Consider the following 22,018-nt stretch of genomic DNA (forward strand, 5'->3'; position numbering starts at 1 on the left):
ATGCAGATCAACCTCAGCGACCTGCACCTCCTGCGCCCACTGTGGCTGCTGCTGATCATTCCCGGGGCCTTGCTGCCCTGGCTCTGGCAGCGCCGGCATGACCTGCAGGCCCGCCTGCGGGGCACCATTGCCCCACACCTGCTGACGCACCTGCTGGTCACCCCGCAGGACTCCCAGCGCCTGCGGCCGGTGCATCTGCTCAGCGCGCTGCTGGTGCTGGGCGCCCTGGCCGCTGCCGGCCCCACCTGGGAACAGGACCGCCCGGATTTCCTGCACAACCGCGCACCGCTGATCATCGCCCTCGACCTGTCCCCCTCGATGAACGCCAGCGACCTGCCGCCCAGCCGCCTGGAGGCCGCCAAGCACAAGTTGCAGCAACTGGTGCAGCAACGCCGTGGCGCCCGCACCGGGCTGATCGCCTACGCCGGCAGCGCCCACCTGGTACTGCCGGCCAGCGACGACCCGGCCTTGCTCGACAGCTTCATCCAGGCCCTGGGCAGCGAGCTGATCCAGCGCCCGGGCAAGGATGTGCTGGGGGTGATCCGGCAAGCCCAGCGCCTGCTCCAGGCCGAGCACAGCCCCGGCAGCCTGCTGCTGATCAGCGACGGCGCCGACACCTCGCAATTGACGGCGATCAAACAGCAACTGGCCGGCAGCCCCTTGCAGGTACTGATCCTCGCGGCCGGCAGCAGCGACGGCGGGATCATCCGCGACGCTAACGGCCAGCCGCTCACCGACAGTGACGGCCGCCCGCAACTGGGGCGTTTCGACAGCGCCGCGCTCAAGCAACTGGCCGCCGCCAGCGACGCGCCCCTGGGCAGCCTGACCCTGAATGACGACGACCTGGACTGGGTGCAATTGCATGCCCAGCAGCATTTCACCGCGGCCAGCGCCCCCGACCGGCAACTGCAATGGAAAGACGCCGGCTACTGGCTGTGCTGGCCACTGCTGCTGTTGGCGTTCTGCTGCGTGCGCCGCGGCTGGAGCCTGAACTGGCTGGGTGCCCTGCTGCTGGGCCTGGGCTTGAGCCTGCAAGCGCCGACGGCCCGGGCCAATACCTTGGCCGACGCCTTCTTCAGCGCCGACCAGCAAGGACGCTGGGCCTTCGAACACGGCCACTACCCGGCCGCCGCCGCGCTGTTCACCGACCCCTACTGGAAAGGCATCGCGGCTTATAAAGCGGCGGACTTCGATCTGGCCCTGGCCAGCTTCGCCCGCCTGGACAGCGCCGCGGCGTATTTCTACCTGGGCAATATCCATGTGCGGCGCTTCAAGTTCGACGAGGCCATCGCCGCCTATCAGCAAGCCCTGAAGTTGCAGCCCCGGTTTGCCGAGGCCAGTGCCAACCTGGCCCTGGCCCAGGCGCTGAAAAAAGACACCGAGAGCGCGCAGCAGAACGCCCCCGAGGTCAAGCCCGATGCCATCAAGTTCGACAAGCCTGCGGGCAAGGGCCAGAGCAAGAAGGTCGAGACCCAGCAGGCCGCCAGCGACGAGCTTTGGCTGCAGAACCTCAGCACCTCCCCGGCGGCGTTCCTGCGGCAGAAGTTCAGCCTGCAGGACCTCGACAACACCACGCCGCAGGTGACGCCATGAACCCTGTAGCGCTGAGAGGGCTGTGGGCAATGGCGCTTGGGCTGATGCTCTGGGGCTGGCAGGCGCTGGCGGCAGAGCCGCAGTTGCGGGTGCAGGCCCAGTTGCAGCCCGATACCTCGGTGATGGTCGGGCAAACCCTGCAGTTGCAGGTCGATGTGCTGACCAATACCTGGTTCACCCAGGCCGCGACCCTGCCGGAGCTGCAACTGCCCGGGGCCCTGGTGCTGGCACCCGACGGAGAAGCCGAGCACTTGAACCAGACCCTCGACGGGCAGCCGTTCTTCGGCATGCGCTACCGCTACCGGATCACCCCGCAACAGGCCAGCTCGTTCCAGATCCCGCCCCTGGTGGTGCGCGCCACCCCGGCCCAGGCCAGCGCCGAACAGTCGGCGCAGACCCCGCCCCTGGCCTTCAGCGCCAGCCAGCCGCCGGGCTTCGCCCCGGGGGAAACGGTGCTGGTGGCCGATGATCTGCGCCTGACCCAGACCCTGCGCTTGTCCACGACACCAGCGGCGGTGGGCGACACCCTGGTCCGCGAACTGACCCTGCAGGCCGACGGCCCGCCGGGGTTGTCCCTGCCGCCGCCGCACACGGCCGCCGTGGCCGGCCTGGAGGCCTACCCGGTGGCCCCGCGCATCAGCAACCTGGATGACGGTCGCGGGCATATCAGCGGTGGCCAGCGCATCGATCGCCTGAGTTACAGGATCCAGCGCCCCGGGCACTACCAACTGCCGGCGCTGCGGATCAAATGGTGGAACAGCCGGGCGCATCGGGCCCAGGTCAGCGAGTTGCCGGCCTTGAGTTTCGAGGCCACGGCCGCCAGCCGCTATCAACCGGTGTTTTCCATCCGCGACGATCTCCAGGCCCTGGGCCGGCAAAACCCCTGGCGCATTTCCCAGTACCTGGTCGGCCTGGCCCTGCTGCTGGCGCTGGGCGTTGTGGCGCTGTACCTGGGCCGCCCCTGGTGGCAACGCGGGCAGCAGGCCTGGCAACACTGGCGGGCCGCCCGCCAGGCCGCCTGGGAGCGCTCCGCCGCCTGGGCCTGGGAACAGGTGCCGGGCCAGCTTAAGCAGCAGCCGCCGCAACTGGGTGCCCTGTACCTGTGGTGTCGGCGCAGCAGCGGCCGCCTCGATCTGGCCAGCCTGGGCCCGCGCCTGCGCGCCCTGCTGCAGGCCTGCTATGGCCCGGCGCTCCACGCCGGTGCGGCGCTGGAGCAACTGCGCCAGGCGTTGCCGGCGCTGCACGCCGAAGGTACGCCGCAAGCCCCTTCTCAAGGCCACGGCCTGCGCCCCCTCAACCCCCGTCACGAGAAGGATTTCCCATGACACTTCCAGCCCCCTGGCGCGTGCGCCACCTGCCCCTCCTGCTGCTGATGCTGGCCGCCCCGCTGCTGGCCCTGGCCAACAGCGACCCCTTGCCCTCGTGGAAGGACGGCCCGAGCAAGCAGGGCATTCTCGCCTTCGTCCAGGCCGTGACCACCCAGGGCGGCCCGGACTACGTGAAACCCGCCGAGCGCATTGCCGTGTTCGACAACGACGGCACCCTGTGGAGCGAGCAACCGGCCTATTTCGAGGTGCTGTTCGCCTTCGACGAAATCAAGCGCCTCGCGCCCCAGCACCCCGAGTGGAAGACCCGCCAGCCGTTCCAGGCCGTGCTCGAAGGTGATCACCAGGCCCTGGCCGCCAGCGGCATGCACGGCCTGCTGCAGATCATCGGCGCCACCCATACCGGCATCAGCAGCGAGGCCTTTATCGACAATGCCAGGCGCTGGCTGGCCGAGGCCCGCCACCCGAAGACCGGGCGGCCGTTCAACCAGATGATCTACCAGCCCATGCTGGAAATGCTCGACTACCTGCGCAGCCAGGATTTCAAGACCTACATCGTCTCCGGCGGCGACACCGCCTTCATGCGCGCCTTCGCCGAAAGCGCCTACGGCATCCCGCCGGAACAGGTGATCGGCAGCAACTTCGTCACCCAGTGGCAGTTCCAGGACGGCCAGCCGTCGATCCTGCGCACCGCCAAGCTGGCCCACAACGACGACGGCCCGGGCAAGCCGGAAAGCATCGACGGGATCATCGGCCGGCGCCCGCTGCTGGCTTTCGGCAACTCCGACGGCGACCTGCAGATGCTGCAGTGGACCGCCGCCGGCAGTGGCAAGCGGTTCATGGCCCTGGTGCACCACACCGACGCAGCGCGCGAGTGGGCCTACGACCGCAAGTCCCAGATCGGGCGCCTGGACCAGGCCCTGGATCAAGCACAGCAGCACGGCTGGACGCTGGTGGACATGGCCGCCGAATGGCGGCGGATCTACCCCTTCGAGCCCCTGGCACCCGAGCAAGCGCAATGACCACAGGAGAAGCAACAACAGACGCAAGGCAGGACAGCACTCAACGTGGCTCGCCCCAGGCGAGCGAACCCGAAAAAGGAGCAAGTCAGATGACTCGCATACGCAAGTGGCTACCCAAGGCCGCCCTGGTGGCGACCGCGGTGATGGCGTTCTCGGCAACTGCCGGGGCGGCAGAGAAACCCAATATCCTGGTGATCTTCGGCGACGATATCGGCCAGACCAATATCAGCGCCTATTCCATGGGCGTGGTCGGCTACAAGACACCGAACATCGACCGCATCGCCAAGGAAGGCATGCTGTTCACCGACTACTACGCGGAGAACAGCTGCACCGCCGGGCGCTCTTCCTTTATTACCGGGCAGACGCCGCTGCGCACCGGGCTGTCCAAGGTGGGCATCCCCGGGGCCCCGGTGGGCCTGCAAAAACGCGACATCACCATCGCCCAGGCGCTGAAGTCCCAGGGCTACGCCACCGGCCAGTTCGGCAAGAACCACCTGGGCGACCGGGATGAGTACCTGCCCACCGCCCACGGTTTCGACGAGTTCTTCGGCAACCTCTACCACCTCAACGCCGAAGAGGAGCCCGAGCGCCCCTACTGGCCCAAGGACGACCCGGACTTCGTCAAGGCCAACTCGCCACGCGGGGTGATCCACAGTTTTGCCGACGGCAAGATCGAGGACACCGGCGCCCTGACCAAGAAACGCATGGAGACCATCGACGACGAAACCACCGCCGCCGCCCAGGCCTTCATCGAGAAGCAGGCCAAGGCCGACAAGCCGTTCTTCGTCTGGATGAACACCACGCGCATGCACGTGTTCACCCATGTGCGCGAGTCCATGGCGGGCCAGAGCGGCATGCCCGGCAACGAATACGCCGACGGCATGGTCGAGCACGACAACGATGTGGGCAAACTGCTCAAGACCCTCGACGACCTGAAGATCGCCGACAACACCATCGTCGTCTACACCACCGACAACGGGCCCAACCAGTTCTCCTGGCCGGATGCAGCGACCACGCCATTTCGCAACGAGAAGAACTCCAACTGGGAAGGCGCCTACCGGGTGCCGGCGATGGTTCGCTGGCCGGGCAAGGTCAAGGCCGGGGAAGTCTCCAACGAGATGTTCTCGGGGCTCGACTGGTTCCCCACCCTGCTGGCGGCGGCCGGCGACAGCGGGGTCAAGGACAAGCTGCTCAAGGGCTGGGCCCCCACCACCGGTGGCGCCAGCTTCAAGGTGCACCTGGACGGCTTCAACCAGTTGCCCTACCTGACCGGCCAGCAGCCCAAGGGGGAACGCCACGAGTTCTACTACTTCAACGATGACGGGGTGCTGGTGTCGATGCGCTTCGACAACTGGAAAGTGGTGTTCTGCGAGCAGCGCCAGCCCGGCGGGTTCAGGGTCTGGAGCGAGCCGTTCGTATGCCTGCGGGTACCGAAGATCCTCAACTTGCGGATGGACCCCTACGAGCGGGCGGACGTGGTGTCCGACCAGTTCTATGACTGGAACACCAAGAACGTCTACCTGGCCGGGGTGGCGGTGACCAAGTCGGCGAAGTTCCTCGAGACCTTCATCGAATACCCACCGAGCCAGAAACCGGCGAGCTTCAGCATCGACCAGATCCGCGCCGCGGTGGATGCCAAGATCGCCGAGAAAATGAAGGCTCAACCGGCCCAATGACCCGACGCCGCCCGGCCCACCGGGCGGCCTCTCCCCCCACACAGCAGGCGTCGGCTTGCCGACGAAGAGGCCCGCAAGCCCTGCGTCATCCTCGCCAACGCCTTCGCTGGCAAGCCAGCTCCTACGGGCGGGTACGCATATTCCCTGTAGGAGTCGGCTTGCCGACGAAGACGTCCGCCAGTCTTGTACTACGCTTGAGTCCGCATTCGCCGGGACTCCGGCACCTGCCCATCCGTAGGGCATTTCGATTTCTGCATAAGGCCATGGAACATGAGTTCTCCCCTCTCGCGGCCACACCTTGCCAGCCACAGCCTCGATACCCGCGCGCAGTGGTTTCCGGCACTGCTGTTATTTGTCTCCGGCGCTGCGGCGCTGATCTTCCAGGTGCTGTGGATCAAGCAACTGTCCCTGGTGGTGGGGGTCGAGGTCTATGCCATCACCACTGGTATCAGCGCCTTCTTCGCCGGGCTGGCCCTGGGCGGCTGGCTGTTCGGCCGCCTGGCCGACCGGGTGGCCAATCCCTGGCGCCTGTACGCGCTGCTGGAATTGCTGGTGGCGCTGACGGCCGTGGGCGCGACCCTGGCCCTGGCCGGCGCCGCCGCACCCTTCGCTGAACTGGCCCTGCACCTGGGCCTGCTGGCCTGGGGCCTGCCACTGCTGCTGGTGGGCGCCCCGGCGGTGCTGATGGGCGGCACCCTGCCGGTGCTGGTGCGAGCCCTGGCGGCCGACCCGGGGCAACTGGGCCGCGCCGGTGGCAGGCTGTACGCAGCCAACACCGCCGGGGCAATTGCCGGCACCCTGCTCAGCGCCTTTGTGCTGATTGCCACCCTCGGCGTGCGCGGCAGCGCCCTGGCCGCCGCGCTGCTGAACCTGCTGGCGGCCCTCGGTGCCCTGGCCCTGCAACAACAGCAGGCCCTGCCCGCCAGCGCGCCGGCAAAGCTGGCCCGCAACCCGCGGCCGGCACGCCTGGCCCTGCTGCTGTACAGCCTCGCCGGCGGCGTGGCCCTGGGCTACGAGGTGGTCTGGTCGCAGTCCATCGTGCCGTTCATGAGCACCCGCACCTACGCCTTTGCGGTAGTCCTGGCCACCTACCTGGGCGGGCTGTTCCTGGGCAGTAGCCTCATGGCCCCGCGGGCCGACCGGGTACGTGACCCCTGGGGCCTGTTCGGCCTGCTGATTGCCGGTGCCGGGCTGCTGGCCCTGCTGGAAATGGCGCTGCTGGGGCGCTGGCTGATCCTCGCCCAGACCCAGGTCGAAGCCCTCATCCTCAGCCTGGGGGGCAGCCCGCTGCTGGGCATGAGCGGGCGCTTTGCCGTGGCCGCGCTGTGCATCGTGTTCGTGCCCACCCTGCTGCTGGGGGCGGCCTTCCCCCTGGCCCTGCGCCTGTGCTGTGACGGCCGCGCAGTGGGCCGCGACGTTGGCGCCGTGCTGGCCTGCAACACCCTGGGCGGGATCATTGGCGTGGCCCTGTGCGGCTTCGTGCTGATCCCCTGGCTGGGGCTGGTGCGCACCCTGGGGCTGCTGGCGCTGATCGCAGCGCTGGTGGGCCTGCTTGCCGTGCGCCAGGGCCCCGGGGTGAACAAGGGCCGGCGCCAGGGGGTGGTTGCCCTGGGGTTGCTGTCCCTGGCCGTGGCCCTGCTGACCCCGCCCCAGCGCCTGGCGCAACTCCTGCCCGGGGCCCGCCACGCCGAACTGAGTTTCTACCAGGAAGGCCGCGGCGCCACGGTGGCGGTGGTGACCCAGGGCCAGCCCGAGCGGCGCTTCCATCGCCTGTATATCCAGGGCGTGTCGAACACCGGCGATGCCATGCCGTCACTGCGCTACATGCGCATCCAGGCCCTGCTGCCGCTGCTGATCCACAACGGCGAGCCGCGCTCGGCGCTGGTGATCGGCTTCGGCACCGGGATCACCGCCGGGGCCCTGCTGCGCTACCCGGGGCTGGAACAGCGGGTGGTGGCGGAATTGCTACCGGCGGTACTGGACGCCGCGCCGCTGTTCCAGGGCAACTTCAATGCCGCCAGCGACCCGGGCATTCAGATCCGCCTGCAGGACGGGCGCCAGGAACTGCTGCGCAGCCCGCAGAACTATGACCTGATCACCCTGGAACCGCCGCCGCCCTCCGCTGCCGGGGTGGTCAACCTGTACTCCCGGGACTTCTACCAACTGGCCGCGCGGCGCCTCAACACCCAGGGCCTGGTGGCCCAGTGGCTGCCCCTGCCGACCCAGAACACCGAAGACTCCCGCGCCCTGGTGCAGAGCTTCCTCGAGGTCTTCCCCTACGCCACCCTGTGGACCAGCGAGTTCCACGAGATGCTGCTGGTGGGTTCCCCGGACCCCATCGAGCTGGACGCGGCCAGGATCGAGCGGCGCTTTGCCCAGGACAGCGTGCGCAGCGCCCTGGGGGAAGTCGGGGTCAATTCCGCCCAGGCGCTGCTGGCCACCTGGGTCAGCGACCGCGACGGCCTGCAGCGCTTTGCCGGCGATGCCCCGGCGGTCACCGATGACCGGCCGCGCATCGAGTACGCACCCTGGGTGCGGCCACGGGAGATCAACCGGGTTCTGCCGGAGCTGCTGAACCTGCGCCATCCACCGGTGCTGGTGAATGTCAGCCCCGAGTTTCGCCAGCGCATGAACCAGGAAAGCCGCAACCTGATGCAGTTCTACCGCGCCAGCCTGCACGCCTATGATGGCGACCGCGAAGCCTGGGCCCGGGAGATCCGCGAACTGCTCCAGGTGGATGCCGGCAACCCCTACTACCGCTGGTTCGTCGGCCAGTGAGCTGAAGCGCCCATCCCGGGCCGTTGCATGCGGCCTGGGACTTTTTTTCAGGAAACCGGTAGGGTGCGCAGTTTCAGCGCGCCACTGCCCGGGCGCGGCGGTCTTTCATGGAGTCGTACCGCCCAATGAGTTGCTGGACCCTGCTCGGCCTGCCGGCCACCGCCGATACCCGCACCATCAAACGCCACTACGCCAGGCTGCTCAAGCAGACTCGCCCGGATGAAGACCCGGTGGCGTTCCAGCGCCTGCGCGAAGCCTATGAATCGGCGCTGGAGCAAGCCCGGTGGCTGGGCATGCAGGAGCAGGATCCACATTCGGACGAAGATCCGGTGCCGCTGGCCGGGCAGGCGCCGCAGGGCCCAAAGCCGCTGTCGCCGGCGCAGCGAGTCGCCCCCTTGCTGGAGGGCATCCGCATCAAGCAACTGGACCTGCGCTATCAGCAGGCGATCCAGAGCGACTGCCTGCTGGAGTTCGAGCTGGGCCTGTTGCGCCACTGCGTGGAACGCCCGGACCAGTCGCAACAGCTGCTGGCCTGGGCCTTTGCCACGTTCCACTGGCTCAGCGCCTGGCAGCGCCTGGAACTGCCGGAGTACCTGATCGATGCATTGCTGGAACAGTGCCAGGAAAAGCTCTTGCAGCCCCTGCAGGACGCCCTGGCCCAGCGCGACGACCAGGCTCTGCTCCAGGCCTACGCGCAACGCCAGCAGCAGCCCTGGCTGAACAGCCTGGACCAGGGCCAGTGGTTCAACCTGCAACTGGTGGAGCTGCTGCTCAACAGCCCCTACTGGTCCAGCCCGGGGTTCGCCGCGGTGTGTGCCGGCCAGGGCTGGCACAACGGTGCGGACAACGCCTGTCCGGCGCTGGAATGGGAGCGCCTCAAAGCCCGTGACGAAGCACCGGTATTCATTGCCCGCCAGCAGGCCCTGGCCACCCAGGCGCCGGCCAGCCCGCAACAGCGCGCCGCCTACCTGCTGCTGGCGCCCATCAGTTTCACCCGCCGGCGCAACTTCGCCCGGCGCCTGCGCCCCGATGACTGGGCCTGCTGCCGCCAACTGAGCTCGCGGCTGCACGCCAATCACCCCGAGGTATCGGCCGGCATGCCCGGCGGCACGCCGTTCTTCTGGCGCGACTGGGAGTTCGCCTTCAACGCCTGGCCCATGTACCTGGGCATTGTCCTCGCCTGCCTGGCGGGGGCCGTGGCCCGCTATGCGCCGCAAGCCGGCAGCCTGGGGGAAATCATTGGCGTAACGCTGTTCTGGAGCACCTGTTTTGCCGGCGCCGGGGCCCTGCTGGGGTGGCTCTGGCAGCCTCTGGCTCACCGCCTCTGGGTACGCGACCAGGCACTCGGCGCACGCCTGCCGCACTGGCTCGACCCGGACCGTGAGGTGCTGGTCCTGCGCGACCTGCTGCCGGCCCTGCTGATCAGCGGTGCCCTGGGATATTTCTGCGGCCCGGTCAGCGCCGCCACTTACCTGGCCGTGCTGCTGGGGGTGGCGAGCCTGCGGCGCCGCGAACTCAAGGCCCAGGCTTCCTGGGAAAAACCCGCTCCCTGGCGCCGGCGGCTGTTGATCGGCCTGGGCTGCATGGTGCTGGTGGCAGGCCTGGGCAGCCTCCAGCTGATCACCAGCCAGCGCACGCTCAACCCCAACCAGGGCCTGCAGCAATGGAGCGAACGCCTGTGCGCGCGCATGCCCGCCAATGCCGAGGGCTGCACGGCCCCGGCCACCGCCCGCCAGTGGTACGGCCAGGAGGGGCAGCCATGAACCCCAATTGGTTGCTGCCCATCGGCCTGGTTCTGGGGTTGACGCTGGTCGGCCTGGCCGGGGCCAGCAAGCCCCTGGGGCGCCTCGACCTGTGGCTGGACCACCAGGACAGCCCGAGCACCGCCCAGGCCAATGCCCTGGCGCCGATCGTCAATTGCATGAACCAGGTGGATGTGCCCTGGCGCCTGGCCCACCAGGCCTTCATGACCGAGGGTGCGCCCCGGACCAAGGCGCCCGAAGCCTACGACCTGTATGCCTACAGCCACCAGGACATCGACGCACTGTACCGCCTCAACTGCCCCGGCAGGATCACCGACAAGTTGCAGGTCCTGGCCCCGGACAGCCCTTTGCTCCCCGCCACCGTGCGCTATCTGCAAGTGCTCGGGCCCTTCGCGGCCCTGACCAAGGATTCCTTCATGCGCAAAATGGGCATCGGGCGGCCCCTGACCGAGGCGCAACTGGATGAGTTTGCCCGCCAACTGGCGCAACAGAGCGAGGCTTACCTGGAAGCTTCCAATGCCGTGCGCCAGTTGCTCCCGGCCCTGGATATCGAACCGCGCAGCCAGCAACTGCTGCGCCTGGAGCAACGCCTGGGGCGCAATGCCCATTGGGCATTGCTCGATTACATGATCCAGGCCCGCAGCACTGTGGAGTTTGTCGAGGCAGGCGTACGCCAGCAAAGCCTGACCCCGGACCAACTGGCGCAGGTCACCCGGCAGTTGCGCCAGACCTGGGACGCTCGGCAGCAGTACCTGAAAACAGGCCAGCCGGACAAGAACACCGAGCAGGTGCTGTACCTCTGGCAACTGATCGCCCAGCCCGGCGAACAGTACCTCAAGGCGCTGGACACCCTGCACCGCGACTGGCAGCAACATGCCGAGCCGCAACGCCTGAGCGACGACTACCACGCAGTGACCCAGGGTTACGACCAGATGCTCTACCACTACAACAAACTGGCGCGCAGCCAGTACTGAAACCGAACGATGGCCGCGGCACCTTTCAAGATGCCGCGGCCATCAACGGTCGGTCACTTTTTCTTCAGTTGCAGGTAGGACTGGTGCATGTCATAGGCCCAGCCGTCGATGACGTTCTTCACGTCGCTGGCCTGCATCACCTGGGTGTCGTTTTCCAGGGGCTTGCCGGTGCCTTTGCGAACCACTTCGGCAATCACCGCGTGGGTGCTGCCATCCAGGAACGCCGCCTCGGTGGCCAGGGTGGTTTCCTGGTCGCGGATGCCACTGGCGGTGCTCACCGCCGCCGCCACCAGGGCCACGGGAATGATTTCATAGGGCTTCAGGCCCTCGGTCTTGCTGGTGACTGCGGTAATCGCCGCGCGCACCACGATCACCCCCGGGCCCGGGCCGGTGGCCAGTGGCAGGGATTTGCTCACCTCGCGCTGCAGTGCCTGGTCGTAGTAACGGGTGATGGCGGTCAGGGTGCTCTGGGGGATCTTCGCCGTCGGCTGCGGCTGCGGGTAGAACTGGGTCGGTTCGATGTACACGCTGCTGTAGTTGCTCAGCTTGAGCTTGGGATCGATCCAGCGCATCACCTCCACGCCGGAGGGCGACTTGGCTTCCTTGAGCTGGCTGTAGTCGCTGAGAAACCCGGAGTACTCGTCAGGCTGGGGCACTTTGCTGGAACAGCCCACCATCCCGAGGGTGGCAAGGCACAGCGTGCTGAGGGTCAGAGCAAGCTTCATGTGTAACTCCTGTAGGTGCAGCAGCCAGGGACTGGCTAGGGGAAATTAAGGTATAGCCAAAAGCCGGCGCTTTGCCCCGCCGGCGCGGGTTGTTTGTCACGGCTTGCGGGCTGATTCACAGCCCGGATTTGACAGACCGGCAGCTGCCGTCAAAGCTCCATCGAGCCTGAGAGTGCCGATCAAGGCACCGCATTCTGGATACGGACGTCGCAATGCCCAAGCCGAAGAAGAATAACCCACGCTCGACACCCCCTGCTTCAACTGCACCTTCGCCCCACCGCTACCTGTTCCCCTTCGGCGCCCTGCTGTTGCTGCTGGTGCTCGGCGGGCTCGTCTGGTTCCTGCTGGCCGAACCGCCCCGGCTGGCGGCGCCGCAGGTGGCTGCGGCCCCGCCCCCCGCCCAGCCCAAGGCCGTGCCGGCGCTACCGGCCGCCCAGTACGTCGATGAACAGGCCTGCCAGGGCTGCCACCAGGCCCAGGCCAGGGACTGGCAAGGCTCGCACCATCAACTGGCGATGCAGGAGGCCAACCCGCAGACGGTGCTGGGCAATTTCAATGAACAGCGTTTCAAGGCCGAAGGCGAAAGCACCCGGTTGTTTCGCCGCGGGACCGAGTTCTGGGTCAACACCCCCGGCGCCGACGGCAGGCCCGCGGACTTCAAGGTGGCCTACACCTTCGGCATCGAGCCCTTGCAGCAATACCTGATCGAGGTCGGCCAGGGACGCCTGCAAGCCCTGGGCGTGGCCTGGGATACCCGCAAGCAGCAGTGGTTCCACCTGTATCCGGGCCAGGGCGTTAACTTCAAGAACCCGCTGCACTGGAGCAAGCCCAGCCAGAACGCCAACTTCATGTGTGTGGAATGCCACACCACCGGCTACCAGCGTAATTTCAGCGCCAGCCAGGAGCGCTTCGACAGCCGCTGGAACAGCCTCGGCGTTGGCTGCCAGGCCTGTCACGGCCCGGCCTCCAACCACCTGCAGGCCACGGCCAGCAAGGCCACCCTGGCCAACGCCGGCTTCGCCGTGGACCTCAAGGCCGCAAGCGCCACCCAGGAGATCGAGACCTGCGCCCGCTGCCACGGCCGGCGCGCGCCCCTGGGCGACGGCTACCACGTCGGCCAGCGCCTGATGGATGACTACCTGCCCAGCGCCCTGACCCGGGAGCTGTACGCCCTGGACGGCAAGATCAAGGACGAGGTGTTCGAATACGGCTCCTTCGCCCAGAGCAAGATGTTCGACAAGGGGGTGCGCTGCAGCAATTGCCACAACCCCCACAGCACCCAGCTCAAGGCCCCGGGCAACGCCGTATGCCTGCAATGCCACAACCCCGCCGGCAAGAGCGCGGCAGCCGGCATCGACGGACGCGGGTTGCAGGCCAAGGATTACGATTCCCCCGACCATCACCGGCACACCCCCGGCCAGCCCGGTGCGCAATGCGTGGACTGCCATATGCCGGGCAAGGTCTACATGGGCAATGACTATCGCCATGACCACAGCTTCAGCCTGCCCAACCCGCTGCGGGCGCAGAAGCTTGGCACGGCCGATGCCTGCCTGGGCTGCCACCAGGGGCAACAGGCCGGCGAACGCATCAGCCGGCAGTTCCAGTTATGGACCGCCAACAGCCCACCCCAGCCACCGCGCTACGACGACAGCCTGTGGTTGATCCGCGGCGGCCACCCAGGGGCAGCCCAGGCGTTGCAGGAACAACTGCAGCGCAGCGATCTGCCACCGATCCGGCGTGCCACCCTGCTGGCCGAGCTGGCCAACTATCCCAGTGCCCAGGCACTGCAACTGGCTACCCAGGCCCTCGGGCATGCGGACCCCCAGGTGCGCGAAAGCGCGGTGCGAGCCACCAGCGCCCTGGTGCCGCCAGCCGAACGTGGCCCGCTGCTGGTGCCCCTGCTGCAAGACCCGGTCAAGGCCGTGCGGATCACCGCAGCTCGCGATCTGCTGGGCGCCGCGCGCAGTGGCCTGGGCCCAGCTCAAGGGGCCTGGGACAAAGCCCTTGGCGAATATGAAGCGGTGCAGTTGAGCCTCGTGGAGCGGGCCGAAGCCAACCTCAACCTGGCCATGCTCTACCAGGCCAGCGGGCGCGGTGCCGAGGTCGAACCCTACCTGCGCGCAGCCTTGCGCCGCGACAGCGACTTCTTCCCGGCCCTGGTGACCCTGGGGCAGTGGCTGGAAGCCAATGGCCGCAGCCAGGAGGCGCAGCAACTGCTGGCCCAGGCCCTGCAACAGCACCCGGAGTCGGCGCTGCTGCAGCACACCCGGGGCCTGAGCCTGATTCGTGGGGGCGACACTGCCCGGGCCATGGCCGCCTTGAAAAAGGCCGTCGAGCTGGAACCGCAGAATGCTCAGTACGCCTATGTGCTGGCAGTGGCCCTGCACGACAGTGGCCAGCAGGACGCTGCCAACCGTCAGTTGCAAGCCCTGATGCAGCGCCAGCCGACCCAGCGCAATGCGCGCCTGAGCCTGATCCAGTACTACCTGGAGAGCGGCCAGGAACCCAAGGCCCAGGCACTGATGCAGCAATGGAAGCAGCTCAACCCCGGGGACCCGGCGTTGCAATAGGCGGGGTGGCAAGGAGGGCTCGGTTACCCGAGCCTTCCTAAAACCAATCAAACAGGATTAACTATCAATATTAATCTATTGATTTTAAACGACTATTTATTCTAGAAATTACATTAACCAGCGCAACCGCGCGCCACCTTCAGCGCCGACGAAACAGCGGCCGCGGCTCGATCACCGAGCGGCCATACAGCACGCTCATCCCCGCCAACCCTTTGAGTGCGTCCAGCGCGCATTTGTCTTCACGCACGGCAAAGCTGTCGAAGCCGCATTGGCGCATATGGCTCAACTGGTCGCGCAGCACATCGCCAATCGCTCGCAATTCGCCCATCCAGCCCAGGCGGGTACGCAGCAGGTAGGCCTGGCTGTAACCCCGGCCATCACGAAAGCTGGGGAAGTCCACGGCGATCAGCGGGATCAGCTTGAGCCAGGGCTTGAGGCTTTCCACCTCGTCGTCCGGGCCTATCCATACGCCGTCCCGGGTCGGGTGATGCTCGATGCGGCGCATCAGCCACAGGGCCAGGGGCAGAATCAGCGGCCCGTCCGGCAATGCGTCGTCGACCCCGCGCACCAGGCTCCAGGCATCGTCTTCCACCCGTTGGGCTTCGCCTTCGTGCAAACGCAGCAGGTTGTTCATGCCAGCGCCTCCACGGCCTTGGGATAGACCCGCTCCTTGAACGGCTCCAGGCCGATGCGCTGCAGGGTCTCGACGAAGGGTTCGTCGCTTTCCCGGTAGCGTACGAAGGTGGCGATGATGCGTTCGATCACTTCGGGGATTTCCTCGGCGCTGAAGGACGGGCCTATCACCTTGCCCAGGGCGCTGTCACGGCCCTTGGCCCCGCCCAGGGTGACCTGGAACCACTCGCTGCCGTTCTTGTCGACGCCGAGGATGCCGATATTGCCGATGTGGTGATGGCCGCAGGCGTTCATGCAGCCGGAAATGTTCAGGCTGATGTCCCCCAGGTCGTGGAGGTAGTCCAGGTCGTCGAAGCGCTGCTGGATGGCCAGGGTAATGGGGATCGAACGGGCGTTGGCCAAGGCGCAGAAGTCACCGCCCGGGCAGGCGATGATATCGGTCAGCAACCCGGCGTTGGCGGTCCCCAGGCCATGCTCGCAGGCCCGCTGCCAAAGCTCGAACAGACGCGACTTGGGCACATCCGGCAAGACGATGTTCTGTTCGTGGGCAATGCGGATCTCGCCAAAGCCGTAGTCCTCGGACCAGTCGGCCACCGCTTCCATCTGCTGGCCGGTGACGTCACCGGGTGGCGAGGCCGGGCCCGGCTTGGTCGACAGCACCACGCAGGTGTAGCCCGGCACCTTGTGCGGGTGCACGTTGCGCGCCACCCAGCGGGCGAAGGCCGGGGACTCGGCCAGGTGGCTGCCGTACTCCAGGTCGGTGTCCGCCAGGCGCTCGTAGAGCGGCGGCACAAAGGCGCTGGCCACCCGCTGGAATTCGTCCTCGGTGAGCTGCGCGGGGCCGTCCCTGAGGTGCTGCCACTCCTCCTCCACTTCCCTGGCGAAGGCCTCGATGCCCAGGGCCTTGACCAGGATCTTGATCCGCGCCTTGTACTTGTTGTCCCGCCGGCCGTAGCGGTTGTAGACCCGCAGCACCGCTTCGACATAGGACAGCAAGTGCTGCCAGGGCAGCCCGTCGCGGATCTGCAGGCCGAGGATCGGCGTGCGCCCCAGGCCGCCGCCGACTATCACCCGCAGGAGCATCTCGCCGTTGCGGGCACGGTAAAGATAGAGGCCGATGTCATGCATCATGATCGCCGCGCGGTCCTGCTTGGCCGAGCAGATGGCGATCTTGAACTTGCGCGGCAGGAACAGGAATTCCGGGTTGATGGTGGACCACTGGCGCAGGATCTCCGCCAGGGGGCGCGGGTCCAGGTATTCGTCGCCGGCCACCCCGGCAAAGGCTTCGGTGGTGATGTTGCGCACACAGTTGCCGGAAGTCTGGATGGCGTGCATCTCCACTTCGGCCAGGCGCTGCAGGATGTCCGGCACCTGGGCCAGCTCGATCCAGTTGAACTGCAGGTTCTGCCGGGTGGTGAAGTGGCCGTAGCCGCGGTCGAAGTCCCGGGCGATGCTGGCCAGGGTACGCATCTGCCGGGCGCTGAGGGTGCCGTAGGGAATCGCCACCCGCAGCATGTAGGCGTGCTTCTGCATATACAGGCCGTTCTGCAGGCGCAGGGGCAGGAACTCCTCCTCGCTCAGTTGGCCGCCCATGAAGCGCTCGACCTGGTCGCGAAACTGCGCCACCCGCTCAAGCACCAGGGCCCGGTCATAGTCGTCGTACTGATACATGTCCCTACCTCATCGAAGCTGATCGTGCTCTAAACGGCGCGTGTTGTGAGGGGGCGACTATGCGCGTACGGCGCAGAGCGTTACAGATTCAGGTAAAAACTAAAAAACCATATCAGCCAAGGCTGCACCACCGTAGGCATGAGGAAAATCTGATCCGTATTAATGTGGTTTTTCTGAGCCTGTTTTGTTTCCCCGCTGATTCCTACAGTGCACCCCGTGCCAGACCGGGTGGCCTGGCAAGACTTTGCAACCGTGGAAGCATTGACCATGAACTCAGCAACAATCGGACAGGCCTACAACTACAAGGTGGTTCGCCAATTCGTCGTCGCAACAGTGGTATGGGGCGTGATCGGCATGGCCATGGGGGTGTGGATTGCCTCGCAGCTGGTGTGGCCGGAGATGAACCTCGACCTGCCCTGGAGCACCTTCGGCCGGCTGCGGCCGCTGCACACCAGCCTGGTGATCTTCGGTTTCGCCGGCAGCGCGCAGTTCGCCGCCAGCTACTACGCGGTCCAGCGCACCTGCCAGGTGCGGCTGTACTCCGACACCCTGGCCGCCTTCACCTTCTGGGGCTGGCAGTCGGTGATCGTGATCATGCTGATCACCCTGCCCCTGGGCTACACCACCACCAAGGAATACGCCGAGATCGAATTCGCCGGCGCGGTGTGGATGGCGGTGGTCTGGATCGCCTACGCGATTGTATTCTTCACCACCGTGGTGCGGCGCAAGAGCCAGCACATCTACGTCGGCAACTGGTTCTTCGGCGCCTTCATCCTGGTGATCGCCATGCTCCACGTGGTCAACCACCTGTCGATTCCGGTGGACTGGTTCAAGTCCTACCCGGTGTATTCCGGGGCCACCGACGCCATGGTCCAGTGGTGGTACGGGCACAACGCCGTAGGCTTTTTCCTGACCACGGGCTTTCTCGGGATGATGTACTACTTCGTGCCCAAGCAAGTCGGGCGCCCGGTGTACTCCTATCGCCTGTCCATCGTGCACTTCTGGGCGCTGATCACCCTGTACATCTGGGCCGGCCCGCACCACCTGCACTACACCGCGCTGCCGGACTGGGCCCAGTCCCTGGGCATGGCCATGTCGCTGATCCTCCTGGCCCCGAGCTGGGGCGGCATGATCAACGGCATGATGACCCTCTCCGGGGCCTGGCATAAGCTGCGCACCGACCCGATCCTGCGCTTCCTGGTGCTGTCCCTGGCGTTCTACGGCATGTCCACCTTCGAGGGCCCGATGATGGCGATCAAGACCGTCAACGCCCTGTCCCACTACACCGACTGGACCATCGGCCACGTACACGCCGGTGCCCTGGGCTGGGTGGCGATGATCACCTTCGGGGCCATCTACCACATGGTGCCCAAGGTCTTCGGCCGCGAGCAGATGTACAGCGTGCCGCTGATCAACCTGCACTTCTGGCTCGCCACCATCGGCACCGTGCTGTACATCGCCTCGATGTGGGTCAATGGCATCACCCAGGGCCTGATGTGGCGCGCGGTGAACGAAGACGGCACCCTCACCTACTCCTTCGTCGAGGCCCTGGTGGCCAGCCATCCGGGATTCGTGGTGCGTTTCGCCGGCGGCGTGTTCTTCCTCAGCGGCATGCTGCTGATGGCCTACAACACCTGGCGCACCGTGCGCGTTGCCGATGAGCGCCTGGCGCTGAGCGACGCCCGGATCGCCTGACCCACCTGCCCCACGCCGGCCCCCGTGGCCGGCGTGTTGCGTCTCAGGGAGCCTGAAAACCCATGGATATACTGCTCAACCTGCTGGGGGTGGCGTTTCTCTACCTCTGCATCGAGTACTGCCTGCGTCACCAGAGTGCCAAGAGCCTGGACGACGCCAGCCTGATCCCCTTCGCCGACGACCCCGACGTAGCCCGCCGGGTGGAGCTGGCCACGGGCAAGAAAATCAACGCCGTGGCGCCGGAGGAAGCCAAGCCGGGTTGGATAAACCTGGATATGTAGAGCGCTTTGGCTGGCAAGCCAGCTCCTACAGTGGGGGTATTGGCCGGGTCAGGCGCGCTCGCGGGGGATCAGGCTCTGCAACTGAGCGGCGAGGAAATTGCCGTCAAAGGCAAAGACGTCAGGGTCCTTCAAGCCGTTGGTCTTGCGCCATTGCCAGCCGCCCGAAGCCTCGCCGACCAGGGACACGCTGCCCAGCCGCGCCGCAGTCAGGCCGATCACCGCCAGGGAAATCTGCCCTTGGGGGCCCATCACATCCGGCACGAACTCCACCGGTTTGCCGGCGATATGGATGGTCAGCTTCTCGCTCTTGAAGGTCGAGACCTCCAGCGGCACCGCCGGGCTGAAGGCCACATAGGGCTCGCGCTGCAACGCCAGCAGGTCCGGCAGCAACACCGGCGCCAGCCAGTCTTCGATCTGCCCGAACAATTGATGAATGCGACGCGCCCAGACTACCGACTGGCTGTCGAACAGCTGCTTCTTGTGGGCTTCACTGGCCGCGTAGTGGCGCAGCATCTCGCCCAGTTGCTGGATATCGTCCATTGTGCTGTGTCCCTGGCTTCGACCTTTGAGAACAGCAGGTCGCCGGCCCTGAGCATGGCAGATGCCGGTGTCGGGCGTTGAGTTGTTTGCCCGCCGGCTCGCCGAGCCCTGTAGCTGCGCCCACCGATGATGATCCTGCGGGCCGCTGGCGACGATCACTGGCAAGGCATTACCAGGCAAAATCTACAGCGCAGTATCCGCCGCTCGGCACTGAAACTGCAGCCGGTACTGACGCGGCGTCAGGCCGGTGGCTTGGCGCAAGGCGCTGCCCAGGTGGGACTGATGGGCAAAACCACAGTCCTGGGCAACCGCCGCCAGGGGCAGATCCGTGTGCTCCAGCAGCCGCCGGGCCGCTTGCAGACGCACCTCGGTGATCCAGGCATGGGGCGTGATGCCTACAGCACGACGAAAGTCGCGCAGCAGGCGCAGTTCGTTGTGGCCGTAGGTCAGGGCCAGTTGCGCCAGTGACAGGGGCCGGGCGTATTCATCGGCCATCTGTTGCAGCACCTGCCCCAAATCCGGGGCCGGGGCTGGCGCCGCACGACCGGGCTGGGCCAGCCCCAGAAACGTCAGCGCGCATTGCTCCAGGGCCAGCTCATCGGCCTCGGGCGCCAGCAACAGGCGCCTGGCTTCGCGCCCCAGGGCCAGGGCGCGGGCATGCCCCGGGCTCTGCATCCGGCGCTGCCCAGGAACCAGCGGCGTCGCGCCCTGCCAGCGCAGCAGCAGGTATTCGCCGCCCATGGCGGATTCGGAAAACACCTCAATGCCTGCGGGCGTCAGGGCCAGGGTGCCGGGCCAGGTATCGAAATCCTCGCGGCGGTCGGAGTCGATGGCATGCACCCCGCGCTGGCGTTCCAGGGTCACCCCCAAGGTCTGCCACTGGGCCGGATCGCGGGCGCTGTAGGCCGCGGCCGGCAGCAGTTGCAGCAGCAGGCGGCCGTCCAGCAGGCGATGTTCGAGCACCTGGGGCATGTGAAATTTCCTGATAGATCGCCACCCGTGGCGGCGTGAAACTGAGGCTTACCCAACCGCACCACAGAGGAGTTGCCCATGCGCACCATCGGCCTGATCGGCGGCATGAGCTGGGAGTCCAGCGCCGAATACTATCGCCTGATCAATCAGCAGGTTCGCGATCGACTGGGGCCGCTGCGTTCAGCGCGGCTGTTAATGTACAGCGTCGACTTCGGGCCTGTCGAACAGGCCCAGCATGCCGGGCGCTGGGACGACGCGGCGGCGATCCTGGTGGAGGCAGCCCGGCGCCTGGAAGCCGGCGGCGCCGAATGCGTGGTGCTCTGCACCAACACCATGCACAAGGTCGCCGGGCAAATAGAGGCCGCCATTGGAGTGCCCTTTGTGCATATTGCCGACCCCGTGGTGCAGGCCGCCCAGGCAGCCGGCACCCTGAGCGTGGGGCTGCTGGGCACAGCCTTCACCATGGAGCAGGCGTTCCTCAAAGGCCGCCTGGAAGACCAGGGCCTGAAGGTGCTGGTGCCCGATGTAGCGCAGCGCCAGGCGGTGCACCGCATCATCTATGAGGAGCTGTGCGTGGGCGTTGTCAGCGAGAGCTCGCGGCGGCTGTACCAACACGTGATCGACGGGCTCCAGGCCCGTGGTGCCGAGGCGATCATCCTCGGCTGCACGGAAATCGGCCTGCTGCTCAAGCCCGAGCACAGCGCCCTGCCCCTGTTGGACACCACCGAATTGCATGCCCGGGCGGCGGTGGATTTCGCTTTGCTGGAGTGAACGTCAAGGCCCGCAGGGCCTTGCATGGCGATCGCCTGCCGAACCTCGGGCGGCCACAGGATCCCTGCCTCTGCTGCGGAGCCGATCGTCCGAACGCGGCCCGAGCCTGCGGCAGCGGCTACACGAACCCGGCCTCAACGACGCAAGCGCGCCATGCTCAGCACATCGACATAACCGCCGTCGCGTACGGCGTAGTCGCGCAGCTGGCCTTCGGTTTCGAAGCCGAACTTGCGGTACAGGCCGATGGCGGCCTGGTTGTCGGCATACACCGTCAACTCCACCCGGCGCAGGTTCATCCAGTTGTCGGCCACCTCCAGCACGGCCGCCAGCAGGCGGCTGCCGATGCCCTGGCGTTGCCAGGCCGGGGATACGCCCATGCCGATATCGGCGCAATGGGCCCGGCGCACCCGCGCCACCTGCAGCAGGCTGCAACTGCCGATCACCGCACCCTGGTGCAGGGCAACCAGGGCCACCAGCCCTTCGTTTTCCTGCCCCAGCCCGACGCGCTTGCGCCACAACTCGCGGGACTGATAAGGCAGTTGCAGGGTCTGGGCCGCCACACTGGGTTCGCTGTACAGCGCCGTCAGGCCGTCGATATGAGCTTCGTTGCACCGCTCGATGACGATGGTGGGATGGGCGTTGGGCATGGCGAGGTCATCCTTGAAGTCGAAGTGGCCATCGAGTGTACGGGCATGCGCCTCTGGATGACGAGGGCAATGGTGCTCGTTCGCCGGCAAGGAACCGCCTCGCAGGCACCCCCGTAGGAGCTGGCTTGCCAGCGAAGGCGTTTCCGGAACCGGCGCAAGGCTTGCGGGCCCCTTCGCCGGCAAGCCGGCTCCTACATGGAATAGCGGTGGGTGCCCCTGGTAGGAGCTGGCTTGCCAGCGAAGGCGTTTCCGGAACCGGCGCAGGGTTTGCGGGCCCCTTCGCCGGCAAGCCGGCTCCTACATGAAATAGCGGTGGGTGCCCCTGGTAGGAGCTGGCTTGCCAGCGAAGGCGTTTCCGGAACCGGCGCAGGGTTTGCGGGCC

General features: G+C 66.7%; 17 protein-coding genes. 11 read left to right on the forward strand and 6 right to left on the reverse strand.

Annotated features, from left to right (window positions below; translation table 11 throughout):
• The 7 genes from ACUXVH_RS11470 to ACUXVH_RS11500 all read left to right on the forward strand — a co-directional run bounded on the left by ACUXVH_RS11470 (nucleotide 1) and on the right by ACUXVH_RS11500 (nucleotide 11,131).
• Nucleotides 1–1,593 carry a VWA domain-containing protein gene (locus ACUXVH_RS11470; protein WP_065363968.1) on the forward strand — a complete coding sequence of 531 codons (1,593 nt, stop codon included), beginning with the start codon at nucleotides 1–3 and terminating at the stop codon, nucleotides 1,591–1,593.
• A complete protein-coding gene (locus tag ACUXVH_RS11475; RefSeq protein WP_065363967.1) occupies nucleotides 1,590–2,918 on the forward strand; it encodes a BatD family protein in 1,329 nt (442 codons plus the stop codon). Before ACUXVH_RS11470 ends, ACUXVH_RS11475 begins: the two co-directional genes overlap by 4 nt.
• Nucleotides 2,915–3,940, forward strand: a complete 1,026-nt coding sequence (locus tag ACUXVH_RS11480) for an HAD family hydrolase (protein ID WP_065363966.1) — start codon at nucleotides 2,915–2,917, stop codon at nucleotides 3,938–3,940. The genes ACUXVH_RS11475 and ACUXVH_RS11480 overlap by 4 nt, the downstream gene beginning before the upstream one ends.
• A gap of 89 nt (nucleotides 3,941–4,029) precedes the next feature.
• A complete protein-coding gene (locus tag ACUXVH_RS11485) occupies nucleotides 4,030–5,616 on the forward strand; it encodes an arylsulfatase (protein ID WP_011061132.1) in 1,587 nt (528 codons plus the stop codon).
• Nucleotides 5,617–5,886: 270 nt separating this feature from the next.
• On the forward strand, nucleotides 5,887–8,394 hold the full coding sequence (locus tag ACUXVH_RS11490) for a fused MFS/spermidine synthase (protein WP_065363965.1): 2,508 nt from the start codon (nucleotides 5,887–5,889) through the stop codon (nucleotides 8,392–8,394).
• Nucleotides 8,395–8,519: 125 nt separating this feature from the next.
• Entirely contained in the window at nucleotides 8,520–10,157 is a 1,638-nt protein-coding gene (locus tag ACUXVH_RS11495; protein ID WP_065363964.1) for a molecular chaperone DnaJ, read from the forward strand.
• Complete coding sequence (locus ACUXVH_RS11500) at nucleotides 10,154–11,131, forward strand: DUF3829 domain-containing protein (RefSeq protein WP_065363963.1); 978 nt, start codon at nucleotides 10,154–10,156, stop codon at nucleotides 11,129–11,131. Before ACUXVH_RS11495 ends, ACUXVH_RS11500 begins: the two co-directional genes overlap by 4 nt.
• Before the next feature lie 53 nt (nucleotides 11,132–11,184).
• Here ACUXVH_RS11500 and ACUXVH_RS11505 read toward each other — a convergent pair whose 3' ends face one another.
• Nucleotides 11,185–11,856, reverse strand: a complete 672-nt coding sequence (locus ACUXVH_RS11505; RefSeq protein WP_011061129.1) for a DUF3313 domain-containing protein — start codon at nucleotides 11,854–11,856, stop codon at nucleotides 11,185–11,187.
• Between the two features lie 212 nt (nucleotides 11,857–12,068).
• Here ACUXVH_RS11505 and ACUXVH_RS11510 point away from each other — a divergent pair, with 212 nt between their 5' ends.
• On the forward strand, nucleotides 12,069–14,426 hold the full coding sequence (locus ACUXVH_RS11510) for a tetratricopeptide repeat protein (protein ID WP_065363962.1): 2,358 nt from the start codon (nucleotides 12,069–12,071) through the stop codon (nucleotides 14,424–14,426).
• Nucleotides 14,427–14,565: 139 nt separating this feature from the next.
• Here the strand turns inward: ACUXVH_RS11510 and ACUXVH_RS11515 are convergent, their stop codons facing one another.
• Entirely contained in the window at nucleotides 14,566–15,060 is a 495-nt protein-coding gene (locus ACUXVH_RS11515) for a DUF934 domain-containing protein (RefSeq protein WP_065363961.1), read from the reverse strand.
• Complete coding sequence (locus ACUXVH_RS11520) at nucleotides 15,057–16,730, reverse strand: nitrite/sulfite reductase (protein ID WP_053158306.1); 1,674 nt, start codon at nucleotides 16,728–16,730, stop codon at nucleotides 15,057–15,059. The genes ACUXVH_RS11515 and ACUXVH_RS11520 overlap by 4 nt, the downstream gene beginning before the upstream one ends.
• A gap of 267 nt (nucleotides 16,731–16,997) precedes the next feature.
• Here ACUXVH_RS11520 and ccoN point away from each other — a divergent pair, with 267 nt between their 5' ends.
• Both ccoN and ACUXVH_RS11530 read left to right on the forward strand, forming a co-directional pair.
• Nucleotides 16,998–18,425, forward strand: a complete 1,428-nt coding sequence (gene ccoN / locus ACUXVH_RS11525) for a cytochrome-c oxidase, cbb3-type subunit I (RefSeq protein ID WP_065363960.1) — start codon at nucleotides 16,998–17,000, stop codon at nucleotides 18,423–18,425.
• A gap of 62 nt (nucleotides 18,426–18,487) precedes the next feature.
• Entirely contained in the window at nucleotides 18,488–18,706 is a 219-nt protein-coding gene (locus tag ACUXVH_RS11530; protein WP_011061124.1) for a hypothetical protein, read from the forward strand.
• Between the two features lie 48 nt (nucleotides 18,707–18,754).
• On the opposite strand, the gene ACUXVH_RS11535 is transcribed toward ACUXVH_RS11530, so the two are convergent.
• Together ACUXVH_RS11535 and ACUXVH_RS11540 are read right to left on the reverse strand one after the other, a co-directional pair.
• Nucleotides 18,755–19,246 (reverse strand): hypothetical protein, encoded by a 492-nt coding sequence (locus ACUXVH_RS11535; RefSeq protein ID WP_015635490.1) that lies wholly within the window; start codon nucleotides 19,244–19,246, stop codon nucleotides 18,755–18,757.
• Nucleotides 19,247–19,429: 183 nt separating this feature from the next.
• Nucleotides 19,430–20,218 carry a helix-turn-helix domain-containing protein gene (locus ACUXVH_RS11540; RefSeq protein WP_065363959.1) on the reverse strand — a complete coding sequence of 263 codons (789 nt, stop codon included), beginning with the start codon at nucleotides 20,216–20,218 and terminating at the stop codon, nucleotides 19,430–19,432.
• Nucleotides 20,219–20,296: 78 nt separating this feature from the next.
• Here ACUXVH_RS11540 and ACUXVH_RS11545 point away from each other — a divergent pair, with 78 nt between their 5' ends.
• Nucleotides 20,297–20,989, forward strand: a complete 693-nt coding sequence (locus ACUXVH_RS11545; protein ID WP_065363958.1) for an aspartate/glutamate racemase family protein — start codon at nucleotides 20,297–20,299, stop codon at nucleotides 20,987–20,989.
• 134 nt (nucleotides 20,990–21,123) lie between these two features.
• Here the strand turns inward: ACUXVH_RS11545 and ACUXVH_RS11550 are convergent, their stop codons facing one another.
• Complete coding sequence (locus tag ACUXVH_RS11550) at nucleotides 21,124–21,636, reverse strand: GNAT family N-acetyltransferase (RefSeq protein WP_011061120.1); 513 nt, start codon at nucleotides 21,634–21,636, stop codon at nucleotides 21,124–21,126.
• Between the last annotated feature and the right edge of the window lie 382 nt (nucleotides 21,637–22,018).

The organism is Pseudomonas sp. 8(2025), assembly GCF_052665325.1.